Here is a 15342-nt window from a genome sequence, read left to right as displayed (position 1 = left end):
TGGGGGGGCGCCGCGCCCCCCCCGGCGCCCGCCGGGACGGGCACCGGCCTCGGCGCCCTCTTCGCCGGGCCGGCGGGCGGGCGGGCGAGGGCCGACCGGGATGCGCGGGCCGCGTCCCCGGCGGAGAGTGGATGCGGAGCCTTCGCCAGAGCAGGAGGACCCGCGTGACGGACCCGACGGACGGCACTACCCCCGACCGGGCGGCTTCGCCCTTCATGACGGAGGCGGCCTTCCGCGCCCTCCACGCCGCCCTGTGCCGCCGGGCGGACACCACCGGCGACGAGCGCCGACGCGGCACCCTCGCCCACCTCACCCCCGAGCGGGTGGCCGCCGCCGCGGCGGGCGTGCGCCACGGGCGGACCGTGTCGCTGGCCTCCCCCATCGAGACCCGGCCCGGCCCGGACGATCCGCAGCCCGCCGTCTACCGGCTGACCGCCCCCACCGCGCAGGAGACCGGCACGCCGGGCGTGCACTTCGCCCTGGACCGGTTCGCCATGAACGTGCACGGGGACGCCCACAGCCACCTCGACGCCCTGTGCCACACCGTCTTCGACGGCGAACTCCACGGCGGGCTCCCGGAAAGCCTCCTCACCTCCGAGGGCGGCCGCGGCCTCACCCTCGACCTGGTGCGGGACGGCATCGTCGGCGCCGGGGTGCTGCTGGACATCCCGCGGCTGCGCGGGATCCCCTGGCTGGAGCCCGGCGACTGCGTGAGCGTCGAGGACCTGACGGCGGCCGAAGAGGCACAGGGCGTACGGGCCGGTCCGGGCGACCTGCTCCTCGTACGCGTCGGGCACCACCGGAGGCGGCGGGAGACCGGCGCGTGGGACGCGGCGCACGCGCGGGCCGGGCTGCATCCGCGGTGTGTGCCGCTGCTGGCCGACCGGCGGGTCGCCGTGCTCGGCTCGGACGGCAACAACGACACGGCGCCCAGCCCGGTCGCGGGCATCCCCTTCCCCGTGCACGTCCTGGCCCTGCACGCCCTCGGCATGCACCTCATGGACTACCTGGACCTGGACGCCCTGGCCGATGCCTGCGCCGGGCTGGGCAGCTGGCGGTTCCTGTGCGTGGTGGCGCCGCTGCGGCTGCCCGGGGCCACCGGCTGCCCGGTCAACCCGATCGCGGTCCTGTGAGCCGCCTCCCCCGGGTGCCGCACCGGCGGGCGGCGGTTACGTTCGAAGGGGGACCCCGCCGCGCCGGGCCCGTCGAGGGCGGCGGCGCCGCAACCCGAGGACGGTGGCCGCCGTGAACCCTGCTCCGCACTACGACGTCATCGTCATCGGCACGGGGGCGGGCGGCGGCACCCTCGCGCACCGGCTCGCCCCGTCGGGGAAACGCGTACTGCTTCTCGAACGCGGTGGGTTCCTGCCCCGCGAGCGCGACAACTGGGACTCCACGGCGGTGTTCGTGAAGGGCAAGTACCGGGCGCCGGAGTTCTGGCTGGACCGGCACGGCCGGGAGTTCCCACCCGAGGTCAACTACTACGTGGGCGGGAACACCAAGTTCTACGGGGCGGCGCTGTTCCGGCTGCGCCCGGAGGACTTCGGGGAGCTGCGCCACCACGACGGGATCTCCCCCGCCTGGCCGCTGCCGTACGAGGAGCTGGAGCCGTACTACACGCAGGCGGAGCACCTGTACCGGGTGCACGGGCGGCACGGCGAGGACCCCTGGGAGGGCGCGGCGAGCGCGCAGTACGCGTATCCGCCGGTGGAACACGAGCCGCGGATCCAGCAGTTGAGCGACGATCTGGAGAAGCAGGGCCTGCACCCCTTCCACCTGCCCATCGGCGTCGACCTGGAGCAGGATGCGGCCGGGCGGGCCACCCCGTCGAGTGCCTGCATCCGCTGCAACCGGGTGGACGGCTTCCCCTGCCTGGTACGCGCCAAGTCCGACGCGCAGGTGATCTGCGTCGAGCCGGCGCTGCGCCACCCGGGCGTGGAGCTGGTCACGCAGGCGCACGTACTGCGGCTGGAGACGGATCCGGCGGGGCGTACGGTCAGCTCGGTCGTGGCCCGGCTGGACGGCGGCGAGGAGGTGCGGTTAACCGCGGACATCGTGGTCGTGGCCTGCGGGGCGGTCAACTCGGCGGCTCTGCTGCTGGCTTCGGCGAACGACCGGCATCCGCACGGGCTGGCGAACGGCTCGGACGTGGTCGGGCGGTTCTACATGCGGCACAACAACCTCGCCCTCATGGCCGTGTCCCGGGAGCCGAACGACACGCAGTTCCAGAAGACCCTCGCCCTGCACGACTGGTACCTGGGCGCGGACGACTTCGGCTACCCGCTCGGCGGGATCCAGATGCTCGGCAAGTCCGACGCCGAGCAGATCCACGGCGAGGCCCCGCGCTGGGCGGGCAAGGTGACCCCGGACCTGCCCTTCGAGGTGATGGCCCACCACGCCGTGGACTTCTGGCTGTGCGGGGAGGACCTGCCGCTGCCCGGCAACCGGGTCACCCTCGACGAGGACGGCCGCATCCACCTCGCGCTCGACGAGAGCCACAACACCGCCGGGCTGAACCGGCTGCGGCACAAGCTCCAGGGCATGCTGGGCCGTCTCGGCATGCACGAGCACCACCTGCTGGACCACAGCCTCTACCTGCACAAGGGCATGCCGATCGGGGCCACCGCGCACCAGGCGGGCACGGTCCGCTTCGGCACCGACCCGGCCTCCTCGGCCCTGGACCTGCACTGCAAGGCGCACGAGCTGGACAACCTGTACGTGGTCGACACGAGCTTCTTCCCGAGCATCGGGGCGGTCAACCCGTCGCTGACGGCCATCGCGAACGCCCTGCGGGTCGGCGACCATCTCCTGGAACGGCTGGGCTGAGCGCGGCGGGGGCACCGCCGACCGGGCGAAGATCCTGCTCCGGGTGGCGCAACGCCGATCGCGGCGGCCCGCCCGCGCGCCGGGGCCGGTGGTTGGGTGACGCCGGACCCGCCGGGTGCCGTCGCCCGGACGGTGCGGGGTGGCGGTGCGGAGGAGGCGGTCAGTCATGAGTACCAGCCAGGGCGTGCCCCGGGGGGTGATCCCCGCGCACCTGCTCAAGGGCCAGAAGGCGCTGGTCACCGGCGCGAACTCCGGGATCGGCAAGGCCACCGCCATCGGCCTGGGCCGGGCCGGCGCGGACGTGGTGGTGAACTACGTGGCCGGGCGGGAGGAGGCCGAGAAGGTCGTCGAGGAGATCGCCTCCTTCGGGGTGCGCGCGGCGGCGTACGAGGCGGACGTCTCCGACGAGGCGCAGGTGGTGGCCATGACGGAGCGCATGGTCGAGGAGTTCGGGACCATCGACATCCTCGTCGCCAACGCCGGGCTGCAACGGGACTCCGCCTTCACGGAGATGACCCTCGCCCAGTGGCAGAAGGTCATCGACGTCAACCTGACCGGGCAGTTTCTGTGCGCGCGCGAGGCCACGAAGGAGTTCCTGCGGCGCGGGGTCGTCCCGGAGGTCTCCAGCTCCGCCGGAAAGATCATCTGCATGAGCTCGGTGCACCAGATCATCCCCTGGGCCGGGCACGTCAACTACGCCTCCTCCAAGGGCGGCGTCCAGATGATGATGGAGACCCTGGCGCAGGAGCTCGCCCCGCGGAAGATCCGCGTCAACGCGATCGCCCCGGGTGCGATCCGGACGCCCATCAACCGCAGCGCCTGGGACACCGAAAAGGCCGAGCAGGACCTCCTGCAGCTGATCCCCTACGGGCGCGTCGGCGATCCGGAGGACATCGCGCACGCGGCGGTCGGCCTGGCCTCGGACCTCATGGACTACGTCGTGGGCGCCACGCTCTACGTGGACGGCGGAATGACCCTCTTCCCGGGCTTCGCCACCGGCGGCTGACCTCCCCTCCGCGCCGGCCCCCGAAAGGCACCCATGCACACCACGCTCCACCTGCTGGCGGACGCACCACCCCAGATGCTGCCGGCGCGCTCCCTGATGGCCTTCACCCTGGCCTCGCACATCATCCTGGTGCCGCTGGGCGTGGCCCTGCCGCTGATCACCCTGATCATGCACGGCTACGGGCTGCGGCGCGGCGACGCCACCGCGCTGCTGCTGGCGCGCCGCTGGTCGGCGGTGATGGCGGTGCAGTTCGCGATCGGCGTCGTCACCGGCACCGTGCTGTCCTTCGAGTTCGGCCTGCTGTGGCCGGGCCTGATGGGGCGGTGGGGCGATGTCTTCGGGATCGGCTTCGGCGTCGAGGCGTGGGCCTTCTTCCTGGAGGCCGTCCTGATCGCCATCTACCTCTACGGCTGGCGCCGGCTGCCCGCCCGGACGCACTTCCTGCTCGCGCTGCCGCTGCCGGCGGCCGCGCTGCTCGGCGCCTTCGGGATCCTGGCAGCCAACTCCTGGATGAACACCCCCCGGGGCTTCACGCTCGACGCCGGGGGCAACCCCGTGGACGTGGACATCCGCAAGGCCATCTTCACGCCGATGTTCGGGCCGCAGTACTGGCACTTCGTCGTCGCGATGCTGGTCACGGCCGGGTTCGTGGTGGCCGGGGTGTACGCCTGCGGCTGGCTGCGCGGCCGCCGCGACCGCTACCACCGGCTCGGCTTCACCATCCCGTTCACGGTCGCGGCGGTGTTCACGCCGGTGCAGTTCATGCTGGGCGACGCGATCGCGCGGGCGGTGTTCCAGAAGCAGCCGGTGAAGTTCGCGGCGATGGAGATCGTCTGGAACACGGACACCCATGTGCCGGAGTACCTTTTCGGCCGCCTGCATGCCGACGGGACCGTCACCGGCGGCATCAAGATCCCCCAACTCGACTCCATCCTGGCCGGTTTCAGCCCGGACACGAAGGTGCGCGGGCTGTCGTCCGTGGCGGCGGCGGACCGGCCGACGGTGGGTCAGGCCACCCTGATCCACTGGACCTTCGACATCATGGTGGGCATCGGCTCGGTGCTCCTGCTGCTGGTCGCCTGGTACGCGTTCATCTGGTTCCGGCGCCGCCGGCTGCCCGCCTCCCCGTGGTTCTACCGCAGCGCCGCCTGCGCCGGGGTGGCCAGCGTGATCGCCGTCGAATGCGGCTGGATCACCACGGAGGTGGGCCGCCAGCCGTGGATCGTCTACGAGAACATGCGCGTGGCCGAGGCGGTGACCGGGGCGCGGTCCGGGACGCTGTGGGCCATGTTCGGGCTGGTCGTGGTGGTGTACGTGTTCATCTTCGGGTCCTTCCTGGCGGTGCTGCTGAAGATGCGGACGCGGTGGCGCGAGGAGGACGAGCGGGGCCGTGCCGGGGCAGTGGCGGTGGAGGTGCCGGAGACGGGCACTCCGTACGGCCCCCGGTCGGCGGTCGCGGGCCGGGAGGACGGGTCATGAGCGCCGCCACCCTGATCGCCTTCGTGCTGCTGCTCGCGGTGGCCGCGTACACCTGCGCCGGCGGTACGGACTACGGTGCGGGCTTCTGGGACCTGACCGCGGGCGGGGCCGGGCGGGGCAAGCGCCCGCGGTGGCTGATCGACCATGCGATGGCCCCCGTATGGGAGGTCAACAACGTCTGGCTGATCTTCGTCCTGGTCATCATGTGGACCGGCTTCCCCGTCTTCTTCCAGACCGTGTTCTCCGCGATGTGGCTGCCCCTGGCGCTCGCCGCCATCGGCATCGTGCTGCGCGGCGCCGGCTTCGCCCTGCGCAAGCCGACGCGCAGGCTGGCCGGACGGCGGATCTACGGCGCGGTGTTCGCGGTCTCCTCGCTCCTCAGCCCCTTCTTCCTCGGGGCCGCGGCGGGCGGGATCGCCTCGGGGCGGGTCGGGCCGGGCATCGAGCCGACGGCGCACGCCTGGTACAACCCGACCTCCGTCTTCTTCGGGCTGCTGGCCGTCGTCGGCACGGCGCTGCTCGGGGCGGTGTTCCTCGCCGCGGACGCCGTGCGCTACGGGGCCCCGGACCTGCACGCGTACTTCCGGCGGCGGGCGCTGGCGGCCCTGGCCGTGCTCGCGGTCCTCGGGGTGGTCACGCTGGCCGTCGCCCACGCGGACGCCCCGCACCTGTGGCACGGCCTCAGCCATGGCGCGGGGCTCGTGCTCCTCGTCCTGTCGATCCTGGCCACCGCCGTGACGGCCTGGCTGCTGGCGCGCACCTCCGGCGCCTGGTCGCGGGTGTCGGCGGTGGTGGTGATGGGCTCGGCGGTCCTCGCGTGGGGCCTGGCGCAGCGGCCGTACCTGATCCCCGGCCGGCTGACGGTCGCGGAGGCGGCGGGGGCGCCGAGCACCCTGCACTGGCTGGTCATCGTGACGGCGGTGGCGGTGGTCCTGGTCTTCCCCGCGGTGGCCCTCCTGTACCGGCTCGACACCCGCGGCGACCTGGAACCCCTGACGGACGCCGACCTCCGCCGCGGCGAGGCCGGCCCGGAACCGGGGGGCGGGGCCTGAGCGGGCCGGGCGGCGCGCCCGAGGGGGACGGGGGGCTCGCGGGCCGCGTACACGGCCTGAGCAGACGCAACCTGGCCGTCGTGGTCGTGCTCTTCGTGTCCAGCATCGTCACGGCCGTGAGCACGCTGATCACGGCCTCGAACGTGGTGTGGAAGATGACGGAGGACTGGCGCCCGGCCGAATACCGCAAGCTGAGCTCCCTGCGCGGCGGCCACACCATCGAACGCTTCACGAAGACCCTCGGCCCGGCGTCGTACCGCGTCCCGCTCCCCTCCTTCGTGCCGGTCGCCGACGAGGACGACTCCGGTCTGACGAAGCACGTGTTCCGCCCGCGGGAGGAGTACCGGGTGGAGGTCATCACCAACCCCGGCGGCGCGACCCTCGTCTACGCGGTCACCTCCTGCTCCAGCAGCTTCACCCCGACGTTCGAGGTGAACCGCAACAGCCCGAAGCACCGCTTCACGGTGAAGCTCGGCACGCGCCTGACGGACGTACGCCCGAGCGCGACGACGGTCCACCAGTGGATGACGGCCACGGGCGCCCGGCAATCGGCCGTCTCGCAACGCGAGAGCACGGGCGACGAGGACGGAAAGCGCGAGTACGCCTGGGGCAGCAACGACGTCTGCCCCCTGACCTCCGAAAGGTCCCGCCGCGATGCGGACCGCCTGTGGAGCGCATGGGAAACCTGGCAGTCCACCCGCACCCCGGACGAGAACGCCGTCTACACGGCGGAACGCACGGACCCGCGGACCCGGGCCCTGATGGACCGCTCGAAGGTGAACGTCTACGTGGAAACCGAACCCCAGGGCTCGATCCACCGCTACTACCCGGCCCTCCTGGGCGTCAACAGAAGCAACGCCGACTGAGGACCTCCCGCCGGGCGGTCCCGCTGCGGGGGATCTAGTCCGGGGACCGGTCGCGGTTCAGGGATTTGTCCAGGGTGATGGCCGCGTCGATGAGGGCCAGGTGGGTGAATGCCTGGGGGAAGTTGCCCAGTTGGCGGCCTGTCAGGTCTATTTCCTCCGAGTACAGGCCCAGGTGGTTCGCGTAGCCGAGCATCTTCTCCAGGACCAGGCGGGCCTGGTCGATGCGGCCGGCGCGGGCCAGGGCGTCCACGTACATGAAGGTGCAGAGGGAGAAGGTGCCCTCCGAGCCGCGGAGGCCGTCCGGGGACGCCTCGGGGTTGTAGCGGTACACCAGGCTGTCCGTGACCAGTTCCCCTTCCATCGCGTCCAGGGTCGAGGACCACATCGGGTCCTGCGGGGTCAGGAAGCCGACCGTCGGCATGCGCAGGAGGGAGGAGTCCAGGACCTCGCTGCCGTAGTGCTGGACGAAGGCGCCGCGGCCCTCGTTCCAGCCCCGGGCCATGACCTGTTCGAAGATCCGGTCCCGGGTGGCGCTCCAGCGCTGCATCGGGGCCGGGCGGCCGCCGGCCGCGGCGAGGCGCAGGGCGCGGTCGAAGGCCACCCAGGACATCACGCGGCCGTAGGTGAAGTCCTGGGCGCCGCCGCGGGTCTCCCACAGGCCCTCGTCGGCCGTGTCCCAGTGGTCGGCGAGCCAGTCCAGGACATGGACCACGCCCGTCCAGCCGCGGTAGCCGAGGTGGATGTCGTGGCCGTGGGCGAAGGCGATGCTGTCCAGCGCCTCGCCGTAGATGTCCATCTGGAGCTGGGTGGCGGCCCCGTTGCCGATGCGTACGGGTGAGGAGCCCTCGTAGCCCTCCCAGTGGTCCAGGGTCTCCTCCGTGAGGTCGGAGGAGCCGTCCACCGCGTACATGATGTTCAGCGGGCCCGACGCCCCCTCCCCGCCGGCCCGTTCCTTGATGCGGTCGTCGAGCCAGCCGATGAACGCCTTCGCCTCCTCCGTGAAGCCCATGCCGAGCAGGGCGTACACGGAGAAGGAGGCGTCGCGGATCCAGGTGTACCGGTAGTCCCAGTTCCGCTCGCCGCCGAGCTGTTCGGGCAGGCCCGCGGTCGGGGCGGCGACCACCGCGCCGGTCGGGGCGTACGTCATCAGCTTGAGGGTGACCGCCGAGCGCTCCACCGCCTCGCGCCAGCGCCCGGTGTAACGGGACATGCCCAGCCAGGACCGCCAGAAGCGGATGGTCTCGTGGAACAGCTCCTCGTACTCCGCCACCCGCATCTGCCGGGGCGGCCCGTCGGCGGCGGATTCCAGGATCAGGCCGCGCTGCTGGCCGGCCTCCAGGCGCAGGGTGAGGTGCAGGTCGCGGTCGTCCCCGACGCGGAGCTGGACCAGGCGTTCGTCCTCCGGTTCGCGGACCGTGTGCACGGTGAGGGTGGTCCCGCCGGCGGCGAAGACCGCCCCCGTCTCCGAGAGGTGCAGCTCGTGGGGCAGGCGGCCGTAGTCGAACCGGGGCGCGATCTCCACCTCGAAGGTCATGCTGCCGCGTACGCAGCGGACCATGCGGACCAGCCGGTGCCGGTCGGTGACCGTGGTGCCGGTCAGGGGCATGAAGTCGACCACCTCGCCGGCGCCCGCCTCGGTCATGAAACGGGTCACGAGGACGGCGGTGTCGGGCAGGTACAACTGCTTGGTCGCGTACGTCTCATGGGCCGGGCGGACGGTGCAGTGGCCGCCCTTGTCCTTGTCGAGCAGGGCCCCGAAAACGCTGGGAGAGTCGAAGCGCGGGCAGCAGAACCAGTCGACCGCCCCGTCGGAGGTCACCAACGCCGCGGTCTGCAGATCGCCTATGAGGCCATGGTTCTCGATCAGCGGGTACTCGTCCATCGAGGCGTCCCTTCCGGCAAGCGTCGCCGCCCGGATCTCGGCCCCCCGAACCAGCGTATGCCGGGCCGGGGGCCCCGTCCCGCCGAAGCGGCCGCCACTGTGTACACCGTACGGAGAAAGGCGGGGCGGCGGGCCGGGCGGGCGGACGAGGCTGCCGAGGTCGTTCCGTCCGCGCCGGAACCGCCGCGTGCTGTCGGGTCGGCGGGTGCGGGGGCAGGGCGCGTAGGGGTGCGGGGTACGCTGCGGGGAACCGTCCCGCCTGCCGAAAGTGACCCCCGTGCCCCTCCCGCCGCGTCCGCTCGCCGCCCTGCGCGGTGGTGTGGTGCGGGTCGCCGTGCTGGCGGTGGTGTGCGTACTGCTGCCGGTCGGTGGGCACGCGCTGCTGCGGGGGCATGTGCCGGGGGCGGTGGTGCTCGGGATCCTGGGCGCCGTGGCGCTGCCCGGCGGGCTGGCGCTGAGCCGGCGGCGGCTGAGTGACATCCAGGTGCTGGCCGCGTTCGCCGCCGCCCAGGCCGCCTATCACCTCTGCTACGTGGTGCCGGGCGCGTGCACGGGCCTCGCCGACCCCGGGGTGCTGCTGGGCGGGCAGGCCGTGACGCTGCTGCTCGCCGCCCGGCTGCTCGGCACCCCCGAGGCCCTGGCGCGGCACGGCCGGCCGGTCGCGGACCGCGCGCGGGGGCTGCTCGCCGCGCTGCTGCCGCTGCTGGCGGCGGCCGTTCCCGCCGGGCACGGGCCCGAGGGCGCCCCCGCCACCGAGGTCGCGGCGCTCCGGCCGGTGCACGCGGTGCGGCTGCGCCCGGGCCGGGCTCCCCCGGTCCGCTTCTCCCTCGCGAGCTGACAGCCCGACGCGAAGGGCGGGCTCGCCCGCGCGTCCCCCTGTCCTCCCTCCCGGAGAGCCCTTCCCGCCATGCGCGTCTTCCACCCGCGCGCCGCCCTGACCGCGGCGCGCTGCCTCCTCGTACCCGTGGCCGCGGCCGTTCTGCTGCTGCCGACACCGGCATCGGCCGCGGCTTCGGCTTCGGCTTCGGCTTCGGCTTCGGCCACAGCGGAACCGGCCCCCGCCGCCTCCCTCTCACGGAACGCCGTCACGAACGGCAAGCGTGCGGCCAACAGCCTCAAGGCCATCGGGGCCGGATTCGGCGTCGGTCTGCTGGCCCTCGGCGGCGCCATGGCGCACACCGTGCGCCGCCACCGGCGCGACGCCGACCGCTCCGAGCCGCAGCCGCCGCGCGCCCACAGAAAGCACCCCCACCATGAAGAAGCAGTTCTACGTCCTCCTCGTCCTCGTGGCCGCCTTCGCCGCCGGACTGGGATCCTTCCTCCTCCTGCGCCCCGCCGACGGCGCCGACGGCCGGACGGCCACACCCCCCGCCCCCGCCGCCGACGCGCGCCCGGTCCGTGAGAACAGCCACCGCCTCACCGACCCGGCGCAGAGCCGGCTGACCGTGGTGGAGTTCCTGGACTTCGAGTGCGAGTCCTGCGGCGCCTTCCACCCCGTGATGGACCGGCTCAAGAAGGAGTACGGCGACCGCGTCACCTTCGTCGCCCGCTACTTCCCGCTGCCCGGCCACCGCAACGGCCAGGGAGCGGCCCGCGCGGCGGAGGCGGCCGCCCAGCAGGGCCGGTTCCCGGAGATGCACGACAAGCTGTTCACCACCCAGGCCGAGTGGGGCGAGGCCCGGGAGCCCAAGGACGCCGTCTTCCGCGGCTTCGCGCGGGAACTCGGCCTCGACATGGCCCGCTACGACGCCGATGTCGCGGCGCCGGGGACCACCGAGCGCATCGCCCTCGACCAGCGCGACGGCGCGGGCCTCAAGGTCCAGGGGACGCCCACGTTCTTCGTCGACGGGGTCCGGGTCTCGCCGCGCGGCTACGAGGACTTCAAGGCGATCATCGAGCGCCGGCTGGCCGGCTCCTGACCGCCCGGTCCGCTCAGGCCAGTTCCCGCGGATCCAGCGGCAGCCGCCACGCGTTGCGGCGGTGCGCCTCCTCGTAGGCGGCCCGGAGCGGGGACGGGGGTACGGTCAGCACGGGGCAGGCGGCGTGCGCGAGGCAGTAGCGGGCCACCGAGGGCCGCACCAGGCGGCGCAGCGGTCCGCGGGATCCCGTACCGACGACGAGCAGGTCCTCCGGGTCACGGGCGCAGTCGACGAGCACCGCCCCGGCTGTGCCCCGTACGGTGAACCCGGCCAGGGTGACCCCGGGCCGTCCGGCGCCGAAGGCGGTGTCGAGGTTCCGGCGCAGGGCGTCCACGGCGGCTTCCCGGCAGTGGGCGACGGCCGCGACCCCGCAGGAGTCGCGGCCGCCCGGCCCGGTCCCGGGCGGCTGCCAGGCCAGTACGACACGCAACTCGGCTCCTCGCAGCCGCGCCTCGGCGGCGGCCCGGTGGAGGGCCGCCAGACTGCCCAGGCTCCCGCTGACACCCACCACTACCTTCGGCACGCGTCCCTCCCTGCCCGCTCCGCTCGCGTTGACCTCACCCGGCCATTACAAGGCCGGCCGGGCCCGCGCGGCGCTCCCCTGACGGCTTCCTGACACGGCGGGCGGTGATCCTGACGCCCCGCAGACGCCCGCCTGCACCAGTCAGCCGACGTGGACGTGCGGCCGCCGCGCCCGGTCCCGTTCGGCCTCGCGGATCACCTCGCGGGTCACCGGCGCCACCTCGCCCTGCCCGAAGAGGAAGAACCGCAGGAAGTTCCTGAGCGGATTGCCCTCCGTCCACTCGAAGTAGGCGTGCGGGCGCTGCCCGGTGGTGTCCCGTACGTGCAGCAGCAGCGCGGCCAGCGCGTTCGGTACGGACGAGGACTCCAGGGTCAGGACCCGGTAGCGGTCGTGCATCACCTCGCCCCGGACCCGCAGTCCCGCCTCGAACTCCGACGGGTCGAGCACCGTGACCTCCACGAAGAGGAAGTCGTCCCCGGCCGGGATGTCGTTGTCGGCGCGGATCTGGTCGGTCTTGTCCCGGTATTCGGCCCGGTCGCGCCGGTCGGGTTCGTTGGCTATGAAGCGGATGGTGCGGGTGGCGGTGTCCCGGATGAACCGCTCGGCCATCTCGTCGAGTTCCACGTCCGTGACGCGCAGCTCGAAGACGCGGGCGAGGCGGGAGAGCAGGGAGAGGGCCATGATGCCCGCGATGAAGCAGGCGCCGATCTTCACGCCGTCGGGCCGCTCCACGACGTTGACCCCGGTGGTGTAGACGAACACGGCGGAGATGGCGCCGAAGGCGAGGGTCCAGCCGCGTTCGCGGGCCCGGCGGGCCGCGATGGTGACGGCGACGGCGGCGGAGGTGATGAGGACGAGGACGCCGGTGGCGTAGGCGCCGCCCTGCGCGTCCACGTCCGCGTCGAAGATCCAGGTCACCAGGAAGGCGATGAGGGTAAAGACGATGACCATCGGGCGCAGGGCGCGGGCCCAGTGCGGTGCCATGCCGTACCGGGGCAGGTAGCGCGGCATCAGGTTGAGCAGGCCGGCCATGGCGGAGGATCCGGCGAACCAGAGGATCAGGATCGTGGCGGCGTCGTAGACGGTGCCGAAGGCGGAGCCGAGCTGTTCGTGGGCGAGGTAGGCGAGGGCGCGGCCGTTGGCCTCGCCGCCCGAGCGGAACTCCTCGGCGGGGATCAGCAGCGTGGTGATGAAGCTGGAGCAGATGAGGAAGACGCTCATGATCACCGCGGCGGTGGTGAGCAGCTTCTTGGTGCCGCGGATCCGGCCCTCCGGGTTCCGCGCGGCCTCTCCCGGCTTGCCCTGGACGTGTGGCATGACGGCGACGCCGGTCTCGAATCCGGAGAGGCCGAGGGCCAGTTTGGGGAAGACGACGAGCGCGATGGCGATCATCATGAACGGGTTGCCGTGCTGGGTGGTCAGCGCCTCGGACCAGTCGGTCACCACGTGCGGCGTGGTGGCGACCTGCCACAGGCCGACCGCGACCACCACCGCGTTCAGCAGGAGGTACGCGGCCACGAGGGCCACCGCCAGGCCGATCGCCTCGCTGAATCCCTTGAGGAAGACCGCACCGAGCAGCGCGATCATGATCAGGGTGATCAGTACCTCGTGCCCCTCCAGGGTGCTGGTGAGGTGCGGGTTCTCCACCAGGTGCGCGGTCGCGTCGGCGGCGGAGAGGGTGATGGTGATGAGGAAGTCGGTGGCCGCGAAGCCGAGGAGGGTGAGGACGAAGAGCTTCCCCTTCCAGAACGGCAGCAGCCGCTCCAGCATCGCGATGGACCCCTCGCCGTGCGGGCTCTCCTGGGCGACCCGCCGGTAGACGGGGAGCGCGCCGAAGAGGGTGAGCAGCACGAGCACGATCGTCGCCACCGGCGAGAGCAGACCGGCGGCGAGTGCCGCGATGCCGGGCTGGTAGCCGAGGGTGGAGAAGTAGTCGAGTCCGGTCAGGCACATCACCCGGTACCAGGGCTTGCCCTCGTGGGCGGTCTCGGGGTGCTGCTGCTGTTTGTGACGGCGGTCGGTCAGACCTTCCAGCAGCCACGCGCGCAGGCGCGGACCGCGGGCAGGGGTGGCCATCGTGGGGTGCTCCTGTCGTACGGCATGGGGATCCGGCCGTCGACGGCGACGGCGGCCGGCTCAGCGTACGCACCCAAAACACCCATATGACCTTCTGATGAGATCCTGACGCCCCCTTAACGCCTTGCATACGCAGGCTTGACGCCCCCGAGAACGATGGATCCCCGGCGGGCCGACTCAGCGTCCGGCCGGGTTCTCGGCGGGGCACCCGCCCCCGTATGCGTTCGCGTAGATCGCGTTGCCCTGCGTGTCGCTGAGGTGGAAGCAGTGGCCGTTCGCCCACACCGTGACCGAGTCCGGCCGATGTTGCACCTCGAACGGCTCGGCGCCGTACGACGTCCCGGCCCACGTTTCGTCTCCCGCAGGCGAGTGGGTGACGACAACACAGCCCTCCTTCGGCGGGATGTGGTGGATGTCCGCCCAGGGCTCCACCGTCAGCTCCAGCGGTTCCTCGCCGTCGTTGCTGACCACCAGCCGCGCTGTTCTCCCCGTGAACATTCCATTCCCCCCTCGACCTTGGGCACGCGCCGATCCCACGTCACGCCCGAGTCGGCGAACCACCGTGCACGGACAAAACACTCTTTCAGGTCTGGAGCAGGGGTGTGTACTCCTGCTCCGTCAGTCCGAAGGTCCAGGCCACGCCCTGGCGGGCGGTCGCGGTGGTCGGGGGGACGCGGAGCCAGTAGGTGCGGTGGGTGCCGTCCGGCTCGGGGGTGGAGTTGAGGACCTCGACCATCATCACGTCCTCGTCCCCGTCGAGCGGTATGTACCAGAGGCTGCCGCACTCGTCGCGGTGCACGGGCCGGGCGCCGGACTCCGCGAGGTAGCGGTCGTAGCCGAAGAACTCCAGCATCACGCGCCGCAGTTCGGCATTGGTCTCGTTGCGGATGCGCTCGGCCGTCAGCCGCGGCAGCAGGGCCAGGAAGTTCGCGGAGACCGGCATGCCGCGCCATGCGTACAGGGCGAAGCCGTCGGGGAAGGCGAGGGCCGGGCCGTCCCCGCGGTCGAGGCGGCCGGCCTCGTCCCGGTGCAGCTCCACCGGGCGTTCGCAGGCGACGGCCACGTTCTCGTACGGCCACCACCAGCCGCCGGCGCGGGCCGCCGCCGCGAGCCCGTCGAGCCGTGTGCCGCGGGCCGCGAGGGCGGCAAGCCAGGGCGCGTCGTGCTGGCCGAGGACGGCGTCGAGCAGCAGCAGCCGGATCTCCGGCCCGTCCCCGAGCTCGTCCGTCACGCCCGCGCTGATCCGGTCGGCCAGGGCCCGCGTGCCCTCCCAGAGCGGGGCACCGGTGGTGGCCCACAGGGCGCTGTAGCCGGCGGACCCCAGCTCCCGCTGGGCCCGCTCGCGTTCCGCCGCCCAGGGGCGCGTACGGATCTCCTCGCGCAGGCTCCGTCCGCGGTCCGTGAGCTCCCGCAGCAGCGCGACGGCCGCCCGCGGGGAGTCGGCCCACAGGACCCGGGCGGGCTCGGCGTGGCCCGCACTGCGGTAGGCGAGCCGGATACCCGCCTCGGCGGCGGCCCGGTCGGCACCCCCGGTCGCCGCAGCCACCGCCCGCCACCCGCCCGGCGCGCCCGCGCCGATGCCCGCGCCGGTGCCCAAGTCCGTGCCCGTGCCCGCGTCCATGCCGACCGCCCGCACCTGCGCCCCGTACCCCGTGTGGTCCTTCATCCCGTCCCGCTCCATGTCGTCCCGCACCCCTCCCCGTCGTTCCATGT

At 72.9% G+C, this 15342-nt stretch carries 14 protein-coding genes; 8 read left to right on the top strand and 6 right to left on the bottom strand.

Annotation, left to right across the window (positions count from 1 at the left end):
• Positions 1 to 215: 215 nt before the first annotated feature.
• The 6 genes from ABZ873_RS25660 to ABZ873_RS25635 all read left to right on the top strand — a co-directional run bounded on the left by ABZ873_RS25660 (position 216) and on the right by ABZ873_RS25635 (position 7229).
• The gene (locus tag ABZ873_RS25660; protein ID WP_360876179.1) at positions 216 to 1133 is read left to right on the top strand and encodes a cyclase family protein; all 918 of its coding nucleotides are present in this window, start codon (positions 216 to 218) and stop codon (positions 1131 to 1133) included.
• 112 nt (positions 1134 to 1245) lie between these two features.
• Positions 1246 to 2826: a GMC family oxidoreductase gene (locus tag ABZ873_RS25655; RefSeq protein ID WP_360876173.1), complete on the top strand. Its 1581-nt coding sequence runs from the start codon at positions 1246 to 1248 to the stop codon at positions 2824 to 2826.
• 166 nt (positions 2827 to 2992) lie between these two features.
• Complete coding sequence (locus ABZ873_RS25650; protein ID WP_360876171.1) at positions 2993 to 3832, top strand: SDR family oxidoreductase; 840 nt, start codon at positions 2993 to 2995, stop codon at positions 3830 to 3832.
• A gap of 33 nt (positions 3833 to 3865) precedes the next feature.
• A complete protein-coding gene (locus ABZ873_RS25645; RefSeq protein ID WP_360876169.1) occupies positions 3866 to 5311 on the top strand; it encodes a cytochrome ubiquinol oxidase subunit I in 1446 nt (481 codons plus the stop codon).
• Positions 5308 to 6363 (top strand): cytochrome d ubiquinol oxidase subunit II, encoded by a 1056-nt coding sequence (locus ABZ873_RS25640; RefSeq protein ID WP_360876167.1) that lies wholly within the window; start codon positions 5308 to 5310, stop codon positions 6361 to 6363. Before ABZ873_RS25645 ends, ABZ873_RS25640 begins: the two co-directional genes overlap by 4 nt.
• Positions 6364 to 6443: 80 nt before the next feature.
• Entirely contained in the window at positions 6444 to 7229 is a 786-nt protein-coding gene (locus tag ABZ873_RS25635; RefSeq protein ID WP_360876165.1) for a hypothetical protein, read from the top strand.
• Positions 7230 to 7263: 34 nt separating this feature from the next.
• On the opposite strand, the gene ABZ873_RS25630 is transcribed toward ABZ873_RS25635, so the two are convergent.
• Positions 7264 to 9111: a glycoside hydrolase family 15 protein gene (locus tag ABZ873_RS25630; protein ID WP_360876163.1), complete on the bottom strand. Its 1848-nt coding sequence runs from the start codon at positions 9109 to 9111 to the stop codon at positions 7264 to 7266.
• A gap of 277 nt (positions 9112 to 9388) precedes the next feature.
• Between ABZ873_RS25630 and ABZ873_RS25625 the strand changes: the two genes are divergently transcribed.
• The gene (locus ABZ873_RS25625; protein ID WP_360876161.1) at positions 9389 to 9949 is read left to right on the top strand and encodes a hypothetical protein; all 561 of its coding nucleotides are present in this window, start codon (positions 9389 to 9391) and stop codon (positions 9947 to 9949) included.
• A gap of 234 nt (positions 9950 to 10183) precedes the next feature.
• On the opposite strand, the gene ABZ873_RS25620 is transcribed toward ABZ873_RS25625, so the two are convergent.
• Positions 10184 to 10366 carry a hypothetical protein gene (locus ABZ873_RS25620; RefSeq protein ID WP_360876160.1) on the bottom strand — a complete coding sequence of 61 codons (183 nt, stop codon included), beginning with the start codon at positions 10364 to 10366 and terminating at the stop codon, positions 10184 to 10186.
• On the opposite strand from ABZ873_RS25620, the gene ABZ873_RS25615 reads away from it, so the two are divergent.
• A complete protein-coding gene (locus ABZ873_RS25615) occupies positions 10365 to 11030 on the top strand; it encodes a thioredoxin domain-containing protein (RefSeq protein WP_360876158.1) in 666 nt (221 codons plus the stop codon). The genes ABZ873_RS25620 and ABZ873_RS25615 overlap by 2 nt on opposite strands.
• Positions 11031 to 11043: 13 nt before the next feature.
• Here ABZ873_RS25615 and ABZ873_RS25610 read toward each other — a convergent pair whose 3' ends face one another.
• From ABZ873_RS25610 to ABZ873_RS25595, 4 genes are all read right to left on the bottom strand, one after another.
• Positions 11044 to 11553: a universal stress protein gene (locus ABZ873_RS25610; protein ID WP_360876156.1), complete on the bottom strand. Its 510-nt coding sequence runs from the start codon at positions 11551 to 11553 to the stop codon at positions 11044 to 11046.
• Positions 11554 to 11694: 141 nt separating this feature from the next.
• Entirely contained in the window at positions 11695 to 13629 is a 1935-nt protein-coding gene (locus ABZ873_RS25605) for an amino acid transporter (RefSeq protein WP_360876154.1), read from the bottom strand.
• A gap of 177 nt (positions 13630 to 13806) precedes the next feature.
• A complete protein-coding gene (locus ABZ873_RS25600; RefSeq protein WP_360876152.1) occupies positions 13807 to 14127 on the bottom strand; it encodes a hypothetical protein in 321 nt (106 codons plus the stop codon).
• A gap of 85 nt (positions 14128 to 14212) precedes the next feature.
• On the bottom strand, positions 14213 to 15340 hold the full coding sequence (locus ABZ873_RS25595; protein ID WP_360876150.1) for a DUF6745 domain-containing protein: 1128 nt from the start codon (positions 15338 to 15340) through the stop codon (positions 14213 to 14215).
• Positions 15341 to 15342 lie beyond the last annotated feature (2 nt).

Origin of the sequence: Streptomyces sp. NPDC047014 (assembly GCF_040644195.1) — a bacterium.
Taxonomy (GTDB): Bacteria; Actinomycetota; Actinomycetes; order Streptomycetales; family Streptomycetaceae; genus Streptomyces.
The sequence above is the reverse complement of the archived record's forward strand: the minus strand, read 5'-3'. Positions and strand labels throughout refer to the sequence as shown.